The sequence below is a fragment of the Modestobacter italicus genome (assembly GCF_000306785.1).
In the GTDB taxonomy this organism is placed as follows: Bacteria; Actinomycetota; Actinomycetes; order Mycobacteriales; family Geodermatophilaceae; genus Modestobacter; species Modestobacter italicus.
In genome coordinates, this window is the sequence record NC_017955.1 from 2587982 (window position 1) to 2607958 (window position 19977).

Annotated in this window: 21 protein-coding genes; 10 read left to right on the forward strand and 11 right to left on the reverse strand. The window is 74.6% G+C overall.

What is annotated here, in order from left to right:
* Nucleotides 1-32 precede the first annotated feature (32 nt).
* The gene (locus MODMU_RS12605; RefSeq protein WP_014740645.1) at nucleotides 33-896 is read left to right on the forward strand and encodes a lysophospholipid acyltransferase family protein; all 864 of its coding nucleotides are present in this window, start codon (nucleotides 33-35) and stop codon (nucleotides 894-896) included.
* On the opposite strand, the gene MODMU_RS12610 is transcribed toward MODMU_RS12605, so the two are convergent.
* The 4 genes from MODMU_RS12610 to MODMU_RS12625 are packed head-to-tail and all read right to left on the reverse strand — an operon-like array spanning nucleotide 880 to nucleotide 4688.
* Entirely contained in the window at nucleotides 880-2328 is a 1449-nt protein-coding gene (locus MODMU_RS12610; protein ID WP_014740646.1) for a lipase maturation factor family protein, read from the reverse strand. The genes MODMU_RS12605 and MODMU_RS12610 overlap by 17 nt on opposite strands.
* Before the next feature lie 18 nt (nucleotides 2329-2346).
* Nucleotides 2347-2859: a GNAT family N-acetyltransferase gene (locus MODMU_RS12615; protein ID WP_014740647.1), complete on the reverse strand. Its 513-nt coding sequence runs from the start codon at nucleotides 2857-2859 to the stop codon at nucleotides 2347-2349.
* A gap of 55 nt (nucleotides 2860-2914) precedes the next feature.
* A complete protein-coding gene (locus MODMU_RS12620) occupies nucleotides 2915-3283 on the reverse strand; it encodes a hypothetical protein (protein WP_041795239.1) in 369 nt (122 codons plus the stop codon).
* A gap of 43 nt (nucleotides 3284-3326) precedes the next feature.
* Entirely contained in the window at nucleotides 3327-4688 is a 1362-nt protein-coding gene (locus MODMU_RS12625) for a KamA family radical SAM protein (RefSeq protein ID WP_014740649.1), read from the reverse strand.
* Nucleotides 4689-4805: 117 nt separating this feature from the next.
* On the opposite strand from MODMU_RS12625, the gene kdd reads away from it, so the two are divergent.
* The 8 genes from kdd to MODMU_RS12665 all read left to right on the forward strand — a co-directional run bounded on the left by kdd (nucleotide 4806) and on the right by MODMU_RS12665 (nucleotide 13571).
* Nucleotides 4806-5837: an L-erythro-3,5-diaminohexanoate dehydrogenase gene (kdd, locus tag MODMU_RS12630; protein ID WP_014740650.1), complete on the forward strand. Its 1032-nt coding sequence runs from the start codon at nucleotides 4806-4808 to the stop codon at nucleotides 5835-5837.
* The gene (locus tag MODMU_RS12635; protein WP_014740651.1) at nucleotides 5834-7351 is read left to right on the forward strand and encodes an amidohydrolase; all 1518 of its coding nucleotides are present in this window, start codon (nucleotides 5834-5836) and stop codon (nucleotides 7349-7351) included. Before kdd ends, MODMU_RS12635 begins: the two co-directional genes overlap by 4 nt.
* 115 nt (nucleotides 7352-7466) lie before the next feature.
* Nucleotides 7467-9032, forward strand: a complete 1566-nt coding sequence (gene kamD, locus MODMU_RS12640; RefSeq protein WP_014740652.1) for a lysine 5,6-aminomutase subunit alpha — start codon at nucleotides 7467-7469, stop codon at nucleotides 9030-9032.
* Nucleotides 9025-9771 carry a lysine 5,6-aminomutase subunit beta gene (gene kamE / locus MODMU_RS12645; protein ID WP_014740653.1) on the forward strand — a complete coding sequence of 249 codons (747 nt, stop codon included), beginning with the start codon at nucleotides 9025-9027 and terminating at the stop codon, nucleotides 9769-9771. The genes kamD and kamE overlap by 8 nt, the downstream gene beginning before the upstream one ends.
* A complete protein-coding gene (kal, locus tag MODMU_RS12650) occupies nucleotides 9768-10178 on the forward strand; it encodes a 3-aminobutyryl-CoA ammonia lyase (protein ID WP_014740654.1) in 411 nt (136 codons plus the stop codon). The genes kamE and kal overlap by 4 nt, the downstream gene beginning before the upstream one ends.
* A 413-nt stretch (nucleotides 10179-10591) precedes the next feature.
* Entirely contained in the window at nucleotides 10592-12208 is a 1617-nt protein-coding gene (gene lnt / locus MODMU_RS12655; RefSeq protein WP_014740655.1) for an apolipoprotein N-acyltransferase, read from the forward strand.
* Nucleotides 12205-13008, forward strand: a complete 804-nt coding sequence (locus MODMU_RS12660; RefSeq protein WP_014740656.1) for a polyprenol monophosphomannose synthase — start codon at nucleotides 12205-12207, stop codon at nucleotides 13006-13008. Before lnt ends, MODMU_RS12660 begins: the two co-directional genes overlap by 4 nt.
* A gap of 38 nt (nucleotides 13009-13046) precedes the next feature.
* Nucleotides 13047-13571, forward strand: a complete 525-nt coding sequence (locus MODMU_RS12665; protein ID WP_014740657.1) for an FxsA family protein — start codon at nucleotides 13047-13049, stop codon at nucleotides 13569-13571.
* A 91-nt stretch (nucleotides 13572-13662) separates the two neighbouring features.
* Here MODMU_RS12665 and MODMU_RS12670 read toward each other — a convergent pair whose 3' ends face one another.
* The 5 genes from MODMU_RS12670 to MODMU_RS12690 form a co-directional block, all read right to left on the reverse strand.
* The gene (locus MODMU_RS12670) at nucleotides 13663-14007 is read right to left on the reverse strand and encodes an RNA polymerase-binding protein RbpA (RefSeq protein WP_026845509.1); all 345 of its coding nucleotides are present in this window, start codon (nucleotides 14005-14007) and stop codon (nucleotides 13663-13665) included.
* 193 nt (nucleotides 14008-14200) lie between these two features.
* Nucleotides 14201-14923, reverse strand: a complete 723-nt coding sequence (locus MODMU_RS12675) for a thymidine kinase (RefSeq protein WP_014740659.1) — start codon at nucleotides 14921-14923, stop codon at nucleotides 14201-14203.
* On the reverse strand, nucleotides 14920-16290 hold the full coding sequence (locus tag MODMU_RS12680; protein WP_014740660.1) for an MFS transporter: 1371 nt from the start codon (nucleotides 16288-16290) through the stop codon (nucleotides 14920-14922). The genes MODMU_RS12675 and MODMU_RS12680 overlap by 4 nt, the downstream gene beginning before the upstream one ends.
* A 46-nt stretch (nucleotides 16291-16336) precedes the next feature.
* Nucleotides 16337-17221 (reverse strand): lysophospholipid acyltransferase family protein, encoded by an 885-nt coding sequence (locus tag MODMU_RS12685; protein ID WP_014740661.1) that lies wholly within the window; start codon nucleotides 17219-17221, stop codon nucleotides 16337-16339.
* Nucleotides 17218-17994, reverse strand: a complete 777-nt coding sequence (locus tag MODMU_RS12690; protein ID WP_014740662.1) for a glycerophosphodiester phosphodiesterase family protein — start codon at nucleotides 17992-17994, stop codon at nucleotides 17218-17220. The genes MODMU_RS12685 and MODMU_RS12690 overlap by 4 nt, the downstream gene beginning before the upstream one ends.
* A 105-nt stretch (nucleotides 17995-18099) precedes the next feature.
* Between MODMU_RS12690 and MODMU_RS12695 the strand changes: the two genes are divergently transcribed.
* Entirely contained in the window at nucleotides 18100-18510 is a 411-nt protein-coding gene (locus MODMU_RS12695; RefSeq protein WP_231851841.1) for a hypothetical protein, read from the forward strand.
* 75 nt (nucleotides 18511-18585) lie between these two features.
* Here the strand turns inward: MODMU_RS12695 and MODMU_RS12700 are convergent, their stop codons facing one another.
* Both MODMU_RS12700 and MODMU_RS12705 read right to left on the reverse strand, forming a co-directional pair.
* On the reverse strand, nucleotides 18586-18834 hold the full coding sequence (locus tag MODMU_RS12700) for a hypothetical protein (protein ID WP_014740664.1): 249 nt from the start codon (nucleotides 18832-18834) through the stop codon (nucleotides 18586-18588).
* A gap of 544 nt (nucleotides 18835-19378) precedes the next feature.
* Complete coding sequence (locus MODMU_RS12705) at nucleotides 19379-19933, reverse strand: isochorismatase family protein (RefSeq protein ID WP_014740666.1); 555 nt, start codon at nucleotides 19931-19933, stop codon at nucleotides 19379-19381.
* Nucleotides 19934-19977 lie beyond the last annotated feature (44 nt).

The following is a 19977-nucleotide window of genomic DNA, read 5'->3' on the forward strand; positions in this document are numbered from 1 at the left end:
CCCTGGCCGGCGCGGTTGGTTAGGGTCCCGGCATGTACACCGCACGTTGGGGCGACGTCGCCCGCCGGGACCTGTTCGGGCCGCACCCTGACCCGCGCGACCGGCCGTACCACGGTGTCATCCGGCTGGCGCTGATCGTCTTCCGGCTGTTCCGCTTCCGGTTCGACGTGCGCGGTCAGGAGCACGTGCCGGCCACCGGCGGCGCCATCATCTGCAGCAACCACGTGAGCTTCTTCGACTTCACGTACCTCGGGCTGGCGGCGCTGCCCCAGCACCGGATGGTGCGGTTCATGGCCAAGGCCTCGGTCTTCTCCAACCGGTTCTCCGGCCCCTTCATGCGGGCCATGCACCACATCCCGGTCGACCGGACGGCCGGCGCCGCCGCCTTCGACTCCGCCGTGCGGGCGCTCAAGGACGGGCAGGTCGTCGGCGTCTTCCCGGAGGCGACGATCAGCACCTCGTTCACCGTCAAGGACCTCAAGGCCGGGGCGGCCCGGATGGCCGTGCAGGCCGGGGTGCCGATCCTCCCGGCGGCCGTGTGGGGTGGGCACCGGATCGCCACCAAGGCCCACGACGTCGTCCTGCGCCGCGACGTCGCGGTGACCGTGCTGATCGGTGAACCGCTCGTCCCCGAGCCGGGGGAGAAGCCCCAGGCGCTGCTGCGCCGGACCCGCGTGGCGATGGAGGCGTTGCTAGACGAGGCGCAGCGCAGCTACCCCGACCAGCCGGCCGGCGACGACGACCGCTGGTGGCTGCCGGCGCACCTGGGCGGCACGGCGCCGACCCCGGAGGAGGCCGCCGTCCGGGACAACGCCTACGCGGCCGGCCACAAGGTGACCAGCACCCGCACCCCGCCGCTGGAGCAGGTCAGGAAGCTCCTCACCCGTCGCCGCTGAGGCTGCCCCGTCCGGCCGCGGTCCGGGGGCCGACGAGCTGCCGCTCGTACGTGCGGTGCCACCAGGCGCCGGTGGCCCGGCGCTCGGCCCGGGTGGTGAACCGGTACCGGTAGAGCAGCACCCGGACGGCGGCCGGGCGGTCGGACCCGAACGGCGCCGACCGCAGCAGCCGCAGCGTGGCCGGGTCGGCGTCCAGCAGCCGGTCCAGGAAGGTCGTCAGCCAGGCCCGCCCGTAGGCCGGGGAGAGCGCGACGAACCACATCAGCCAGTCCAGCCGCAGGTGGTAGGGCGCCCACTGCGGCGGGCGGCGGCGGACGTCGCCGGGCTTCCCGCGGAACTCGTACTCCCGCCAGACGGTGCCGGGGCCGGGCTGCGGGTCGTCGGTCGCCTCCACCACCAGTTCCCGGCGGACCCGGGTCACCGAGCCGAACGCGCCGTAGCTGTTGACCAGGCGCAGCGGGTCGAAGCTGGTGTTCATCCGCTGGTCGGGTGACAGCAGGTTGCGCACCGGGCCGACGCTGAGCCCGGCGACGGCCACCGCGAGCACGACGCTGACCGCCAGGAACCAGTCCGGGGAGGACAGTGCGTCGGGTGGCTGTAACGGCAGGACGGCGGCCAGCCAGCGCCCGTCGAGCGCCGACAGACCCAGCACCAGGGTCAGCGCGTTCAGCCAGGCGAAGTTGCCGCTGACCAGCAGGTAGCCCTGGGTGACCACCATGACCGCCGCGGCGACCCCGGCGACCGGCTGGGGCAGCAGCAGCCCGAAGACGACGACCAGCTGGGTGAGGTGGTTGGCCAGCGTCTCCACCTTGTGCAGCCGCGGGCTGAGCCGGTGGAACCACCAGCTCAGCGGGTTGGGCATCGGCTGGGTCTCGTGGTGGTAGGCCAGGCAGGTCAGGTCGCGCCAGCACCGGTCGCCGCGCATCTTGATCAGCCCGGCGCCGAACTCCAGCCGGAACAGCAGCCAGCGCAGCGCCCACATGCCCAGCGTGGGCGGGGCGACGTGCGCCGGGCCGAGGAAGACGGTGAGGAACCCCGCCTCCAGCAGCAGTGTCTCCCAGCCGAAGCCGTACCAGATCTGCCCGACGTTCACGATCGACAGGTACAGCGCCCAGAGCACCAGCCACAGCACCATCCAGCCCGCGACCGGCAACCGGTCGGCGAGGCCGGCCAGCGCGGCCGCGGACAGCGCGATCCCGACCCAGCAGCAGCCGGCGAAGAACCGGTCCGACCAGTGCAGGTGGAACAGGCTCGGCGCCCGCCGCCACGGCACCCGCTCCAGGAAGCGGGGGACCGGGGTGAGCCCGGTCGTGCCGATCAGGGCCCGGCCCTGGCGCAACGCGGCGACGAAGGCGATCAGGTAGACCAGCGCGATGCCGCGGGTGAACAGCCAGCGGCCCAGCCACGCGCCGGGGTCGGTGAACCAGTCCACGCGGCCGCCCTCCCGTGCTCAGCTCTCCGGCGCGTCGAGCCGGAAGGCCTCCAGCTCGCGGCCGTACCAGCGGCTGGTCCGCCCCAGCGGCTGCATGCCCAGCCGCCGGCACACCGCCAGGGAGGGCTCGTTGCCGGGGCGGACGACGGCGAAGACCTCCAGCAGCCCGTCGTCGAAGGCCCGGTCGACCACGGCGCGGGCCGCCTCGGTGGCGTAGCCGCGGCCCCAGCTGTCCGGGTGCAGGTGCCAGCCGACCTCGACCTCGCCGACGCCGTCGGGCAGCGGCTTGAGCAGCACGGTGCCGGCCGGCGCGTCGCCGTCCAGCGGGTCGATCGCCCAGCAGCCGTGGACGGCGTTGAGCTCGTGCACCAGCAGCCAGCGCTCGACCAGCTCCGCCGGGGTCACCGTCGGCGGGCCGCCCAGCCAGCGGGTCACCTCGTCGCGGCCGTAGATGTCGGCCAGCCGGGCGAGGTCGGCGTCCGCCGCCGTCCACGCCCGCAACCGCAACCGGCCGGTGCAGAGCAGTTCCACCCGAGCGGAGCTACCCCTCTGCGGCGGCCGGAACCCGCTCCTCGCCGACGTCGTGTCAGCCCAGGGCGAGCAGCAGGCAGACGACGGCCAGCGCGAGCGCCACCGGCGTCATGACCAGGCGCTCCGGGCGGCTCCGGGAGACCGCGTTCATCGCGGTGCCCAGGGTGAAGTACCCGGTGAGCACCCAGGCGAGCACGTGCACGAGACCGTCGGGCAGGACGTCGACCACCTCCGCCCGGTCCAGCAGGACGACGGCGACGGCCGCGTACACCGCCACGGAGACGGCGCTGCCGACGCGCAGCCCGGCGGGGAGGACCACGTGCTGGCCGCCCCAGGCGAACCTGCCCAGCGGCGCGCCGGCGGCGAGCAGCACCTGGACCACGGCCAGACCGGCCAGCAGCGCGACACCGACCGAGGCGGCCATGATCAACACGACCGGGACGGTAGCGGGGCGCCGGCCCCCGGCCTCAGGCCGGCTCGAGCACCGGCGCCTGCTGGGCGGCCCACCACGCGCGGCCCTCGACGGGCAGCGTGTGGATCGGGTCGTAGTAGACGTGCCGGCGGTCCAGCGCGGACTCGTCGGTGCGCTCGATGCCGGTGCGGTAGTTCTTCGTCCAGTAGCTGATGCCGCGCTCGCGGTCGTACTCGGCGACCTGGTGCACCCAGCGCTTGCCGACGTAGGGCACGTCGCAGACGATCCGCGGCGTGGCGAAGCCGGGCAGGTAGCCCATGATGTCGTGCTGCAGGGTCTGGGCGGTGGCCAGCGAGACCCGCCAGTGCTCGGCGCTGGGGATCATGTCGCACATGTAGAAGTAGTAGGGCGTGATCGAGGCACCGTCGAGCAGCGCGAAGCACAGGTCCAGCAACTGCCCGGCGGTCGCGTTGACCCCCTCGAGCAGCACCCCCTGGTTGCGCACGTCGCGCACCCCGGCGGCCAGCAGCCCGCGGGCCGCCTCGGCCACCAGCGGCGTCACCGACTGGGCGGCGTTGACGTGGGTGTGCACGGCCAGGGAGACCCCGCGCGCGCGGGCGGTGGCCGCCAGCCGGCCCATCCCGTCGACCACCTCGGGCTGCAGCCAGTGCTGCGGCAGCCCCATCAGCGCCTTGGTGGCCAGCCGGATGTCGCGCACCGACTCGACCTCCAGCAGGCCGGCGACGAACGCCTCCAGGTTCTTGAACGGCAGGTTGGCCACGTCGCCGCCGGAGACGACGACGTCCCGGACGCCGGGGGTGGCGCGCAGGTAGTCGAGCATCGCCCCCTGCCGGTCGACCGGCTTGAGGTCGAACTTCAGCTTCGGGACGGCGGGGGTCGAGTTGCCCACCAGGTCCATCCGGGTGCAGTGACCGCAGTACTGGGGGCAGGTCGACAGCAGCTCGGCGAGCACCTTGGTCGGGTAGCGGTGGGTCAGCCCCTCCACCGCCCACATCTCGTGCTCGTGCAGCGAGTCGCGGGCGGCGTGCGGGTGGCTGCCGGCGTCGCCGGGGAGCCGGTCGGAGGCCACCGGCAGCATGTAGCGGCGCACCGGGTCGGCCAGCATCGCGGCGGTGGTCGGCACCGCGGCCGGCACCACGGTGTTGAGCATCTGCGGGGGCAGCAGCAGCGACATCGTCGCCCGCCCGGCCTGGTCGGCCTCCACGTCGGCGTAGAAGGACTCGTCGAGCAGGTCGCCGTAGACCCCGCGCAGCTGCCGGACGTTCTTCACGCAGTGCGAGCGCTGCCACTGGGCGCTGCGCCACTCCTCGTCGGTCACCGCGGCGAAGCCGGGCAGCCGGCGCCAGTCGGGCTCGACGAGCTCGCGCGCGGTGTACTCGTAGGGCTGCTCCAGCACGAGGGTCCTCCCCAGACGTCGGTGACTCGGCGACTCTACGGGAGGATCTCACGCAGACAGCCACATTGACGATAGGTTCTCCGGCGTCGGGCCGGGATGGACGGAAGGAGAGCGTCGGTGCTCAGCGCGTTGCAGCGCAGCCTCGGGGTGCACCGGGTGCTGGAGCCGATCGGCGTCCTGCCCCAGGCGGCCCGGCGGCTGGACCCGGACCCGCAGCTGGGCCCGGACGAGGTGCGCATCGCCGTCCGCCGGCTCAACCTGGACGCCGCCTCCTACCGGCAGCTGTCGGAGGCCCACGCCGGGGACGGCGCGGCGGTGCGGGCCGCGGTGCTCGGCATCGTGGAGAGCCGCGGGAAGATGCACAACCCGGTCACCGGCTCGGGCGGCATGCTGATCGGCGTCGTCGACGAGGTCGGCCCGGAGTCCCCGCTGGGGCTCGAGCCCGGCCAGCGGGTGGCCACCCTGGTCTCGCTGACGCTGACCCCGCTGCAGATCACCGACGGCCTCGCCGGCTGGGACGGCCGCAGCGAGCAGGTCCCGGCCACCGGCACCGCCGTGCTCTTCTCCCGGTCCATCGCCGCGGTGCTGCCCGACGACCTCCCCGAGGAGGTCGCGCTGGCCGTGCTGGACGTGTGCGGCGCCCCGGCGGCCACCGAGCGCGTCGTGCACCGCTCGGGGCACCGGCCCTCGGTCGCCGTCCTGGGCGCTGCCGGCAAGTCCGGCTGCCTGAGCCTGGCCGCGGCCCGCGACGCCCGCGCCGGGCGGCTGACCGGGGTGGTCCGGGACGGCCGGGAGGCCGACGCGCTGCGCGCCGCCGGGCTGGCCGACGTCGTCGTGGTCGCCGACGCCACCGACCCGCTGGCGGTGGCCGAGGCGGTCGGCGAGCCGGTCGACGTCACGGTGGTCTGCGTCGACGTGCCCGGCGCCGAGCACGGGGCGGTCCTCGCGACGGCCGACGGCGGCACCGTGGTCTTCTTCTCCATGGCCACGTCGTTCTCGGCGGCGGCCCTGGGCGCGGAGGGGATGGCGGCGGACGTGACGATGCTGGTGGGCAACGGCTACACGCCGGGGCACGCGGCCCTGGCGATGGACCTGTACCGGCGCTCGCCGGGCGTGCGGTCCCTGATCGACCCCCGGGTGCGCGCATGACGTCGCTGGTCGTCCGGGACGTGACGGTGGGGGACCGGCCCGGGCGGGCGGTGCAGGTGGTCGACGGGCGGATCGCCTGGCTCGGCGCGGACGCCGACGCGCCCCCGGCCGAGCGCACGGTGGACGGCGGGGGCGCGCTGCTCACCCCGGCGTTCGTCGACGCCCACGTGCACGCCACCGCCACCGGGCTGTCGCTGACCGGGCTGGCCCTGCACGGCGCCGACAGCCTGCGCTCGGCCGTGACCCGGGTCGCCGAGCACGCCACCGCCGCCCCCACCGGCACCGTATTGGGCACCGGCTGGGACGAGACGGCCTGGCCCGAGGGCCGCGGGCTGACCCGGCACGACCTGGACACCGTGGTGGGGGCCCGGCCGGCCTACCTGGCCCGGGTCGACGTGCACTCCGCGACGGTGTCGACCGCACTGCTGGACCGGGTGCCGGGCATCACCGACCTGCCCGGCTACAGCCCCGACGGCCGGCTGCGGCTCGACGCCCACCACGCCGTCCGGAAGGCCGCCTACGGCTCGGTGCCGGCCGACCAGCGGCGGGCCGCGCAGCGCGCCACCCTGGCCGCCGCGGCGTCGCTGGGCATCGGCAGCGTGCACGAGATGGCCGGCCCGGAGGTGTCCAGCGCCGAGGACCTCGCCGGGCTGCTCCAGCTCGCGGCCGAGGGGCCGGGGCCGCGGGTGGTCGGCTACTGGGGCGAGCTGTCCGAGCGCGGCGGGCTCGACGTCGTCCGCGAGCTGCGGCTGGCCGGCGCCGGCGGGGACCTGTTCTGCGACGGCGCGTTCGGCTCGCACACCGCCGCGCTGTCGGCCCCCTACACCGACCGGCCCGACACCACCGGCAACCTGCGGTTCGACACCGCCTCGCTGGTCGAGCACCTGCGGGCCTGCACCCGGGCAGGGCTGCAGGCCGGGTTCCACGTCATCGGCGACGCCGCGGTCGACCAGGTGCTGACCGCGGTCGCGGCGGTCGTCGAGGAGCTGGGCCTGCCCGCCGTCCGGGCCTGCCGGCACCGGCTCGAGCACGTGGAGATGGTCGGCGACGAGGCCGTCGACCAGCTGCGCCGCTGGGGCATGGTGGCCAGCGTCCAGCCCGCCTTCGACGCCGCCTGGGGCGGGCCCAGCGGGATGTACGCCGAGCGGCTGGGCGTCGACCGGGCCGCTGGCTGCAACCCGCTGGCCGACCTGGTGGACGCCGGGGTCGCGGTGGCCCTGGGCAGCGACGCCCCGGTCACCCCGCTGGACCCCTGGGGTGGCGTGCACGCCGCCGTCGACCACACCACCCCCGGCTCGGGCATGCGCCCGTTCGACGCCTTCGACGCCGCCACCCACGGCGGGTGGGTGGCCGCCCGCGCCGAGCACCCGGAGGGCCCGCTGGCGGTGGGCGCCCCGGCGGACCTCGCCCTGTGGGAGACCACCGGCACGCTGTCCGCCGTCCTCGCCGCCCGGGAACGCCCCACCTGCCGGCACCTGATCGTCGCCGGCCAGTCGATCGGAGACCCCCGATGACCCACCTCTGCGGTTTCGCGCGATCAAGTACGCGCGGTTTCGCGCGCGAAACCACCACCGCCGGGTTCGGCGCCGAAACCGACGCAGGTTCCGGCGCCGAAACCTGGTTCGTCCCATGAACGCGCTGGAGCTGGACGGTGAGCTGGTGCGCCGGGCGCGCGAGCTGGCCGCGCGGGCGGCGGCGCCGGTGGTCGACCTGGCGCGGACCCACACCACGGTCTCGGTGGAGCGGGCCGTGCTGCGGCTGGCCGGGCTGACCGGCACCGACCCGGTGCTCGGCGACGGCGAGGTGCCCTGGGTGAACCGGGTCGTCGACGCCGTCCGCGAGCAGGTCGGGCTTGAGCACGGCGTGGCGCTGCCGGTGTGGCACGCCCTGGGCCGCGACGGCAGCCTGCAGGAGCTGGCCGAGCAGGTGGGCGCGGGCACCGCCCGGTTCAGCATCCCGGCCGACCCGGAGCCCGCCCGGGACGCCGCCCGCGCCGCCGTCGCCGCCGGGATGGCCCGGATCGACGCCAACCGCGCCCGCCGCGACGAGCTCGTGGCGCTGCACGGGGACCCGCCCCGCCGTCCGTGGATCTACCTGATCGTGGCCACCGGCGACATCTACGAGGACATCCCGCAGGCCCAGGCCGCCGCCCGGGCCGGCGCCGACGTCATCGCCGTCATCCGCTCCACCGGGCAGTCGCTGCTGGACTACGTGCCCGAGGGTGCGACCCGCACCGGGTACGCCGGCACCTACGCCACCGGGGAGAACTTCCGGCTGATGCGGGCCGCGCTGGACGACGTCAGCGCCGAGCTGGGCCGCTACGTCCGGCTCACCAACTACGCCTCCGGGCTGTGCATGCCGGAGATCGCCGTGCTGGCCGGGCTGGAGCGGCTGGACATGATGCTCAACGACGCGATGTACGGGATCCTCTTCCGCGACATCAACCCGCGGCGCACCTTCGTCGACCAGCGGTTCAGCCGGATGGTGCACGCCCGCGCCGGGATCATCATCAACACCGGCGAGGACAACTACCTCACCACCGCCGACGCCGTCGACGAAGCGCACACCGTCACCGTCAGCCAGCTGCTCAACGAGACCCTGGCCCACGAGGCCGGGCTGGCGGACTGGCAGCTGGGCCTGGGCCACGCCTTCGAGATCAACCCGGCGGTGCCCGAGTCCTTCCGGCTGGAGCTGGCGCACGCGCTGCTGGCCCGCGGGCTGTTCCCGGACGCGCCGCTGAAGTGGATGCCGCCGACCAAGCACATGACCGGCGACGTGTTCGGCGGCTACCTGCTGGACGGGTTCTTCAACCTGGCCGGGGCGCTCACCGGCCAGGGCATCCTGCTGGTCGGGATGATGACCGAGGCGGTGGTCACCCCGTGGCTGTCCGACCGGGACCTGGCGCTGCGCAACGTCCGCTACGTGCTGGAGGCCGCGGGCAACCTGCACGAGGACTTCGCGCCCCGCCCCGGCGGCTTCATCGACCGCCGCGCGCACACCGTGCTCACCGAGGCGGTGCAGCTGCTGGAGCGGATCGCCGACCACCCGCAGGGGCTGATCCAGGCGATCGCCGACGGGACCTTCGGCATCACCAAGCGGTCCCCGGACGGCGGCAAGGGCCTGGACGGCGTCGCCCGGCTCGCCGCGGACGCGTACAACCCGGCGCTGGAGCTGATGGAGGGTGTCCGTGTCTGACGGGAGCGTGGTCCGGCCCTACGGGGACACCACCGGGGACGGGATGGTGCAGACGTCGTTCACGCTGCCCGTGCCGCCGGGGCCGCGGGCCGAGGGCGCGGCGCTGCAGCTGGCGCACAAGATGGGCATCGAGCCGGCGATGGTGGTGCACAGCCACGGCATCGGCGAGCAGTTCACCTTCTTCGTCGTCTACGGCAGCGTGCGGCACCTGGTCGACCTTGACGCCGTGCACGTGGAGGAGCGCGCCTACCCGCTGCTGTCACCCGGCGAGGTCAACGCCGCGATCAAGACCCGGCTGCGGCGGGGCCTGGTCGTGCTGGGGGCGTGCATCGGCACCGACGCGCACACCGTCGGCATCGACGCGATCCTCAACCTCAAGGGGTTCGCGGGCGAGAAGGGCCTGGAGTACTACCGGGAGATGCAGGTGGCCAACCTCGGCGCCCAGGTGAGCGTGCCGGAGCTGGTGCACGCCGCCCGGGCGCGGAGGGCCGACGCCGTGCTGGTCTCCCAGGTGGTCACCCAGAAGGACGCGCACCTGCGCAACACCCGCGAGCTGGCCGGTGCCTTCCGCGAGGCGATGGGGGAGGCGCGGCCGCTGCTGGTGGTCGGCGGCCCCCGCTTCGACCCCGCCATGGCCGCCGAGCTCGGCGTCGACAAGGTCTTCGGCCGGGGGACGACGCCCGGCGAGGTGGCGAGCTACCTGGTGCACGCACTGGTCCCAGAGGAGGCAGGCGCATGAGCGATCCCCGGGTCGGGTTGACCGTCACCCACCGCCGGTACGTGCCGTACGCGCACGCCCACTACTGCGGCAGCCTGGTCGACGGCGCGTACACCCTCGGCCTCTTCGGCGACGTGGCCACCGAGCTGGCCATCCGGGCCGACGGCGACGAGGGGCTGCTCGCGGGCTACTCCGCCGTCTCCTTCCTCGCCCCCGTCCAGGCCGGTGACGTGCTGGAGGCCTCCTGCGAGGTGGTCCGGGTGGGCCGCCGCAGCCGGGAGCTGCGCTGCTGGGCCGAGGTCGTGGCCCGCGCCGACCCGGCCCGCGGCCCCTCGGCGGCCCGGGTGCTGGACCCGCCGCTGCGGGTGGTGGAGGCGACCGCCACCCTCGTCGTCCCGGCGGCGGACGCGGACATCACGAACGGGTAACGGACCGCACCGCTGGTCACGACCCGCTCCCGAGGGCTCCTGCGCGCGGTCCGGGCTGCCGATGGTCACCTCGTTCCACACCCCGGGAGACCGGAGTGTGCCCCGCCCCGGCCCGGCCGGGGAGGAGCACCGGACCCGGAGGCGCACGTCCTGGCTCCCGTCGTCCGCCGTGTGCGGGGCCCCGCGTCACCAGACAACGGTGCAGTGGTCGCAGCCAGCGGCCGGTGCACCGGCCCGAAGGCGCGGGGTACCCCCACGGAGGACGACGGCCCGGCCTGTGGAGTCGCGTCCACCCGCTCCGGCCGGGGTGGGATGCTGGAGCCCGGTCGCGGCGGTGCGCCCCGGCCTCGGGTCCCGTGCTCGCGGGGCCTTCGACGCCCCGGGGCCGCCCCGGGTCAGGCGAGAGGTGGGGCGTGCCGACAGTGGTGGCGACCGGCACGGCAGACCCGGGCACCGGCACGGTGCGGCCGGCGGACGACGCCCCGGCGCGCCGCTGGCCCTGGCGCACCGCGCTCGCCGCGCTCGGCGGCCTGGCGCTGTTCCTGTCCTTCCCCGGCCACGGCCTGACCTGGCTCGCGGTCCTCGGCCCGGCGGCGCTCGCGCTGGCCGTGCGCGGGCAGCGCGCCCGCGGCGGGCTGTGGCTGGGCCTGGTGCTGGGCCTGGTGTTCATGGTCCCGCTGCTGTCCTGGACCGGCATCTACGTCGGCCCGCTGCCCTGGCTGGCCCTGGCGGTGACCGAGGCGCTGTACTTCGCGCTGCTCGGCGCCGCTGCGGCGCTGACCTCCCGGCTGCCGGGCTGGCCGGTGTGGGCCGCGGCGCTGTGGGTCGCCGACGAGGCGCTGCGCGGTCGGTGGCCGCTGGGCGGGTTCCCGTGGGGCCGGCTGGGCTTCAGCCAGGTCGACGGGCCGCTCACGCCGCTGGCCGCCTACGGCGGGGTGCCGCTGGTCAGCTTCGCGGTGGCGCTGACCGGCACGCTGCTGGCCGCCGCCGTCCTCGCCCTGGCCCGGGGGCGCGGCCGGGCCGGGCGCCGGGTGGCGGTGCTGGCGCTGGCCGGGGCGGTGGCCGTGCCCGTCGTCGGTGCGCTCGGCGGGCTGCCGCTGGCCGGTGCGTCGCTGACCGAGGGCGGCCCCACCCGCACGGTGGCCGTCATCCAGGGCGACGTGCCCCGCGCCGGGCTGGACTTCAACGCCCAGCGCCGCGCCGTGCTGGACAACCACGCCGACCAGACGCAGCTGCTCGCCGCCGCCGTCGCCCGCGGCGAGCAGCCCCAGCCCGACCTGGTCGTCTGGCCGGAGAACAGCTCCGACATCGACCCGTACCGCAACGCCGACGCCGCCGACGTCATCAGCAGCGCGGCCCGGGCCATCGGGGCGCCGATCCTGGTCGGCGCGGTGGTCCAGGGCCCCGGCCGGTTCATCTCCAACACCGGCATCGTCTGGGACCCGGTCACCGGCCCCGGCGACACCTACGTCAAGCAGCACCCGGTGCCGCTGGCCGAGTACGTCCCGGCCCGGTCCTTCTTCCGGCTGTTCAGCTCCGACGTCGACCGGGTGCACGACTTCGCCCACGGCACCGAGGTGGGCAACCTCGACGTCGGGGGAGCGGCGGTCGGTGACGTCATCTGCTTCGAGGTCGCCTACGACGGGCTGGTGTCCGACGTGGTCGACGGCGGCGCCGGGATGATCGTCGTGCAGACCAACAACGCCACCTTCGGGTTCACCGACGAGAGCGCGCAGCAGCTGGCGATGAGCCGGCTGCGGGCCGTCGAGTTCGGCCGCACCGTGGTGGTCGCGGCCACCAGCGGGATCAGCGCCATCGTCGCCCCGGACGGCTCGGTGGTCCGCCGCTCGCAGCTGTTCACCCCGGACACCTTCGTCGAGCCGATCGCCCAGCGGGACTCCCGCACCGTCGCCGAACGGCTGGACGCCGGCCCGGAGTGGGCGCTCACCGCGCTGGGGGTCGGCGCCGTCCTCGCCGCCGTGCTCCCCGCGCTGGCCCGCCGCCGGGCGGCCCGCCGGGCGCTGCGGTGACCGGGCCGGCCGCGCTGGGTCCGGTCCTCGTCGTCGTCCCGACCTACGACGAGATCGGCAACCTGGGCGCCGTCCTCGACCGGCTGCACGCCGCCGTCCCCACCGCGCACGCCCTGGTCGTCGACGACGCCTCCCCGGACGGCACCGGCGAGCTGGCCGACGCCCGGGCGGCGGCCGACGAGCGGGTGAACGTGCTGCACCGCACCGCCAAGGCCGGCCTGGGCCCGGCCTACGTGGCCGGCTTCCGGTGGGCCGCCGAGCGCGGCTACGCCGTGGTGGTGGAGATGGACGCCGACGGCTCGCACCCGCCGGAGCGGCTGCCGGCCCTGCTCGCCGCCCTGGAGGACGCCGACCTGGTGCTCGGCTCCCGCTACGTGCCCGGCGGCTCGGTGGTCGACTGGCCGCCGCACCGGCTCGCCCTCTCCCGCGCCGGGAACCTCTACACCCGGTGGGCGCTGCGGCTCCCGCTGGCCGATGCCACCGGCGGGTTCCGGGCCGCGCGGATGGAGCTGGTGAGCCGGCTGCCCTTCGACGAGGTGGCCAGCCAGGGCTACTGCTTCCAGGTCGACTGGGCCTGGCGGGCGGTCCGCGCGGGGGCTCGGGTGGTCGAGGTTCCGATCGCCTTCAGCGAACGCACCGTGGGCCGGAGCAAGATGAGCAGCTCGATCGTTACAGAGGCACTGGCACGGGTGACGTGGTGGGGGGTCCTGGACCGGTTGGCCGATCGGCTGCCGGGCCGGGTGACCCGTCCCGTGCCGGGACGTGCCCGAGGTGGGCGGCGGACGCGGGTGCTCCGGTAGGGAGCACCTCCCGCCCTCCGGGCGGAGGAGGAGCGCACATGGCCACCAGCTGGACGGCGCCGCGCGGACCGGCAGGCAGGACCTCGTCACGGCTGCGGACGGCGATCGGGCTGGGCGCGCTCGCCGAGGTCGTCGTCTACGTGCTCGTCGCGTCCTGGATCGGCCTGGGCTGGACCATCCTGGCGACCCTGGCCACCAGTGCCCTGGGCTGGGCGCTGCTGGCCCGGCAGGGCACCAAGGCGCTGGGGGAGCTGCGCCAGCGGGCGGAGGAGCACCGCGCCCCGGGGCGAGCGCTCGGGGACGCCGGCCTGATCGCGCTGGGCGGGCTGCTGATGGTGCTGCCCGGGTTCATCGGCGACCTGTTCGGGCTGCTGTGCCTGCTGCCCGTCACCCGGGGGCTGCCGCGGCTGCTCATCGCCCGCAGCGTGGCCAGCCGGCTCCCCGACGCGATGCGCGGGCCGGTGCGGGTCCGGTCGGTGCGCACCGAGCCGGTGACCGGCCCTGCGGAGCCCTACCGGGCCGGCCCGGCGACCCGGGTCATCGAGGGCGAGGTCGCCCCCTGACCCGGCCCTGATCCGGCCCTGATCCGGCCCTGGACACAGAACGGCCCCGACGGGAGTTCCCGTCGGGGCCGTCCTGCAGGACCGGGGTGGTTCAGCTGGCGCGGGTCCGCCGGCCGCGGAGCACCTCGAGGCGCTCGGCCAGGACCTCCTCGAGGTCGTCCACCGAGCGGCGCTCCAGGAGCATGTCCCAGTGCGTGCGCGGCGGCTTCACCTTCTTGGGGGCCGGCTCGGCGCCGCCGACGAGCTTGGCGGGCGACCCGTCGTACTTGCACTCCCACGTGTCGGGGAGTTCCGCGTCATCGGCGAAGGGCACCGTGACGAGGTGGCCCTGCGGGCACCGGTACTCGGCGTACTGCCGCTCGATGGGCGCGGTGTTGCGCTCGGTCTCATAGCTCACGCTGCCCAGTCGGCTTCCGCGTAGCGAACGCTCGCCCATGGCACACCGTCCTCTCGTGCTGATGTCGGTCAGTTCTGGACTGCCCGGGCAGCCGCATGCTCACGCATCCGGTGCGGGGTGTCGCAGGGGTCAACGACAGATGAAGGAATTGGATTCCGTGCCGTCAGCGCTCCATCATCCCACATGATGAGAGATCCGGCCGGAGTCCCCCCTTCCGGGGGAGCCGGCGGGGTCAGCGGAGGGCGAGCTGCCCCGGTCCGGTGGGGGTCGGCTCCAGCGCGCCGCGGACGTAGTGCCGGCGGCAGAGCACCTGGTAGCGGACGTCGTCCCCGGGCGCCTCGGCCGAGGGGACCGCCGCCGGGGCCGTGTCGGCGACCACCACCGTGGCGCCCTCGCGCACCATCACGCCGCCGACCACCCGGGCGTTGAGCAGGCCGGGGAGACCGCACCAGCACAGCACCTGGACCTGCACCCGCTGCACGTCGTCGGCCAGCTCGAACAGCCGCTGGGTGCCGGGGAACAGCCGAGCCCGGAAGTCGGTGGTCAACCCGAAGGCGTAGACGTCGACGTGCGACTCGTCGACGAGCTCGGCGAGCTGCTCGACCTGCTCGCCGGTGAGGAACTGCGCCTCGTCGACGATCAGGTAGTCCACCCGGTGCCCGCCCGCCCAGCGGTCGCGGACCAGCAGCCGGACGTCGGTGCCCGGGTCGACCTCCACGGCCTCCCGCCGCAGCCCCACCCGGGAGCTGATCTGCGGCGTGCCGGACCGGTCGCCCTGGGTCAGCAGCAGCCCGTGTCGGCCCTGCCGGCTCTGGTTGTGGTCGACCTGCAGCGCCAGCGTCGACTTGCCGCAGTCCATCGGGCCGTGGAAGAAGACCAGGTGCGCCGGCGCCGGGTGCCGGCGGCGGTCACCGGAGGCGGGGACGGCGTCGGGCAGCAGGGGAGTGGGGGTCACAGACGCTCCGGAGGTGTGTTGCCGGCGGCCACGATCGCCCGGCGGAGGTCCAGCTTCGCCAGCAGGACACCGCCGACGACGAAGAAGACGACCAGGCTGACGATCGCCGACCGGTAGGACCCGGTGAACTGGTAGGTCAGGGCGAACAGGAAGGTGCCCAGCCAGCTCGTCCCGCGGTCGGAGATCGTGTAGAAGCCGAAGTACTCCGCCTCCTTGCCCGGCGGGATGAGCTGGCTGAACAGCGAGCGGGACAGCGCCTGCGTCCCGCCCAGCACGAACCCGATGACGACGGCCAGCAGGTAGAACTGGGTCGCCTCACCCGGGGTCAGGAAGCAGGCGGCGACCAGGACGCCGACCCAGACCACCAGCGAGCCCAGCACGGTGCGCACCGCCCCGACGGACTCGGCGATCCGGCCCATCGCGGTCGCCCCGGCGAAGGCGACCACCTGCACCAGCAGGATCGCCGACACCAGGGTGGTCTGGGAGAGGTCCAGCTCCTCGGAGCCGAACTGCGCGGACACCGTGATGACCGTCTGCACGCCGTCGTTGAACAGCAGGTAGGCGCCCAGGAACCACAGCGTCAGCGGGTAGCGCCGCATGTCCCGCAGCGTGCTGCGCAGCTGCCCGACGCTGGCCCGCAGCGCGACCGAGGTGCTGGGCACCGCGGCGCCGTCGACCGGTCGCCGGTTCCGCAGCAGCGCGATGCTGACCACGGCGAACCCGGCCCACCACACCCCCGCCGAGGACAGGCAGATCCGCACCGCCTGCGACTCGGTCACCCCCAGCGACTCGTACTGGGTGTACAGCGCGAGGTTCGCCGCCAGCAGCAGCGCACCGCCCAGGTAGCCCAGCGCCCAGCCGCGGCTGGACACGGCGTCCCGCTCGTCGGGCGAGGCCAGGTCGGGCAGCCACGAGTAGTAGACGACGGTCGCCGCGCCGAAGGCGATGTTGGCGAGGATGAACAGCCCCGAGCCCAGCAGGTACCCGTCACCGGCGACGAAGAACAGCGCCATGGTGCACAGCGCCCCGACCAGGGTGGCGGCCGCGAGCAGCTGCCGCTTGCGCCCGGAGCGGTCGGCGACGGCCCCGGTCAGGGGCAGGACGGCGACCTGCAGCACCACCGACAGCGACACCACGTACCCGAACAGGCTGCCCGGCGGGATGCTGATGCCCAGCGGGTGGATCCGGCCGTCGGCGTCGGCGGCCGCCTCGGCGACCGAGGTCAGGTAGGGCGCCAGGAAGACGCTGATGACGGTCGTGTTGAACGCCGACATCGCCCAGTCGTAGGAGTACCAGCCGAACCGCTCGCGGCGCAGCGCCGGGTCGGCGGGGACGGCGGGCCGGTCGGCCTTCGAGGTGGCGCTCACCGGCGCAGGGTGCCAGCCGGGCGGTGGCGGTGCCAGCACCCGGCGGTCACGGGATGTCGTCCGGGACCACGCCGCCGGGGAAGGCGGCGACCGCCGAGGTCGGCCTCGTGCCGTCGGCGAACCCGATCCGGTCGGTCGGCTCGCCGGCGCGCAGCGGCGCCAGGCCCCGGGTGAGGGCGGCGTCGATCCGCAGCCGGGCCCGGTTGGCGTCCCCGATCCGGCCGGGCTGCAGGTCGTCGAAGGACACCGGCGGGCCGATGTGCACCCGCAGCGCGGGACGGCGGCGCAGCGCGGACAGCAGGGTGCGCACCTTGCCCCAGTCGGTGCGGTACTGCAGCACCTCGTGGGCGCCCCACTGGCTCACCGGGATCACCGGGACGCCGGCGGCCAGCGACATCCGGGCCAGGCCGGTGCGGCCGCGCTCGGGCCAGCCGTCCGGCGTCAGCCCGATCCGGCCCTCGGGGTAGGTCACGATGTGCCCGCCGGCGGCCAGCGCCACCTCGGTGACCCGCAGCGCCTGGGGGGCGAGGTGGGTGCCGCGCTCGACCCGGATGCCGCCGGAGCGCTCGAGCAGCGGCCCGACGACCGGGGCGGCCAGCAGGCCGCTCTTGACCAGGAAGCGGGGCCGCACCCCGGCCCGGTGCAGCGCGACGCCGATCACGAAGGTGTCGAAGTCGCCGATGTGGTTCACCGCGAGCAGGAGGGGGCCCTCCCGCCACTCCGCCGGGACCCCGCCGGTGACCTGGAGGCGGCCGAACAGGCCGGGGACCCAGCCGAACCAGGTCAGCATGAAGCGCCAGAACCACCAGTGCGGTGCCGCGGCGATCGCCAGCTCCCGGCCGAACCACTCCGGGTCGTCGAGCTGCACCAGCTGCTGCAGGTCCGCCGGCAGCGGCGGCGGCACCGGCCGCCAGTCGCGCAGCCGGCTCACGCGCCGTGCCACTCGCCGCGGGCGACCAGCAGGTCGCGGAGCATCGCGGGACGGTCGGTCATCACGCCGTCGACCCCCAGGTCGAGCATCTCGGTGGCCGCCGCCTCGGTGTCCACCGTCCAGACGTGCACCTGCAGGCTGCGGGCGTGCGCCGCGGCGATGAACCGTTCGTCGACCAGCGGCCGGCCACCCAGCTGCAGCGGGACCTGCGCGCAGCCGGCCTGGATCCGCACCAGCCCGGCGGCCCGCGGCGAGTACGAGGACAGCCGCAGCGCGGCCACCCCGCGCGGGCCGAGCGAGGTGCACACCTCCGGGCCGAACAGCCGCCGGGCGGCGGCCACCCGGGCGTCGGAGAAGGAGGCCAGGCAGACCCGGTGCTCCGCCTTGAGCCGGCGGATCGAGCGGACCAGCGGCGCGAGCACCCCGGCGGCCTTGATGTCGAGGTTGAACCGGATGTCCGGCCAGGCGCCGAGCAGGTCCTCCAGGCGCAGGATGGGCTCGCGTCCGCCGATCAGCGCGGTCTGCACCTCGCGCCAGGGGAGGGCGTCGACCCGCCCGGTGCGGTCGGTGACCCGGTCCAGCGTGGGGTCGTGGAAGACGACGAGCTCCCCGTCGGCGGTCACCCGGACGTCGGTCTCCAGGTACCGGTAGCCGAGGTCCACGCACTCCTGGAACGCCGGCAGGGTGTTCTCCAGGTGCTCGATCGCCCCACCGCGGTGCGCCATCGCCACCGGGGTCGGCCCGTCGAGGAACGCGTATCGCGAGCCGGCCACGCCCCCACGCTAGTGCGGAGGTCGGACGGCGTGTCGAGGGGTCGGAGGAGTGGCCACGGGCGTGTCCGACCGGACCTGTCAGAGGTGCCGTCTACCGTCCCTGGCGTGGCAGTGGATCAGAAGGCCGAGGTCGAGGGGCGCAGCCGACCGGCTCCCCGGGCCCGGCGTGCGCAGGGCGAGGAGCGTCGCTGCGGTTGGTGCCGCACGGTGCTCCCGGCGCAGGAGTCGGTCGGGCGTCCGCGGTTGTACTGCGGGCAGGCGTGCCGGCAGCGTGCCTACGAGCAGCGCTCGGCGACGGCGAAGGCCGGCCTGTCCGCCGACGTCGTGCTGGTCACCCGCGCCGAGCTCGACGGCCTGCAGGACAGGCTGTACCAGCTGCGGTGCGCCATCGAGGACGTGCAGACGCTGCTGACCGAGAAGCCGACCAAGGCCGAGCTGGAGCGCTCACTGGCCGACCTGGTGCGGTCCACCGGCCGGCTGGACCGGCTGTGGCTCAACGGCAGGCAGGCCGGCTGAACCGAACACCTACGTCACTGTGACGCAACGCGGCACGTGACGGTGTCGGTCAGCCGGCCCGGCCGGTCCCGACGGTCAGCCGCCGTTCTCCTCGTCGCCGTTCTCGTCGCGGTCGGAGTTGCTGGTCGAGTCGACCTCGTTGCTGTCGTTCTTCGGCAGGTTGCCCTGGGACACACCGCCCGGGTCGGACCCCGAGGTGTTGCTGGCGGTGTCCTTGGGCGTTCCCGTGTTCGCCTCGGGTGCGGCCTGGCACCCGACCAGAGCCCCACCGGAGACGAGTGCGAGCGCTGTGAGCAACCCGGCCATGGAGCGTCGGATGTTCATGTCCCGACCCTAAGGACGGTTCGCCGCTGCCGCCCGTCGGAACGCCGGAATCACTGCCATTCCGTCAGAGTGACGTATTGAGGTCGGCCTGGCGGGGCCCGGGGGATCGGGGGTCCGACGGCCTGACTGACGACCACGCGGCCGGTGACCTCGATGAACAAGATCGACTCACTGGGAGAGTCGGTGGTCGGGGTGTCGGGACAGGCTGGCCGACGCCGCCGATGATCAGCGCACCTCGGACGTCGACGGCGATCAACGGCACGCCGGACGTCGACGGCCCGTCAGACGTCGGTGACGAGACAGCTGTCGGCCGTGGTGGTCTGAGGTGACGCAAGTCAGCGAGATCGGCAGCGAGGTGGCGACGGTGTGCGGACCGAGGTGGCGACGAGCGGCCAGGAGGCGTCGAAGAGCCATGTCGACGAGTCGTCCTGTCGACCCGGTCAGCCCGGCTGGACGACCCCTTCTGCGCCGATCTCCATGTCGCCGATAATCGACATTATGTCAAGTAGAGGACGGGAGCCCCTCCTGGAGGCAGCCCCACCACTCACCCGGTGAAGTCGACGTCCGTCGCTCCGACCACGGCCGCCGTGCGGCCCGGCGCCGTCTGGAACTGCCAGTACAGGTTCGTGTGCGCGATGACCTGGTCGACCGGCGGAGCGCCCCACGCGCTCTTGTCGCCGGCGGTGTGCGCGTCACCGACCAGTGTGACGTCGTAGCCCCGGGTGAAGGCGCCGTGGATCGTCGACCGGATGCAGGCATCGGACTCGGCGCCGGTGACGACCAGGTGGCCGATGCCTGCGGCGGCGAGCACCTGCTCGAGGTCGGTGCCCTCGAAGGAGTCGCCGTGCGACTTGTGCACCAGCGGCTCGGACTCGGCGCGCACCAGCTCCGGCACGTACTGCCAGGCGTCGCTGCCCCGGGCCAGCTCGTCGTCGGAGTGCTGCACCCAGACCACCGGGACGCCGTCCCTCCGGGCCCGCTCCACGAGTTCACCGATGTGGGCGACGACCTCGTCGCGGCGGTGCGCTCCGTCGACGACGCCCTGCTGGACGTCGATCACCATGAGGCCGGTCGTGGGTCGATCGGTCAGCGTCGTCATGTCGCTCTCCTCAGCTCCTCGGCTGGTGCCAGCGTGGACCCCGG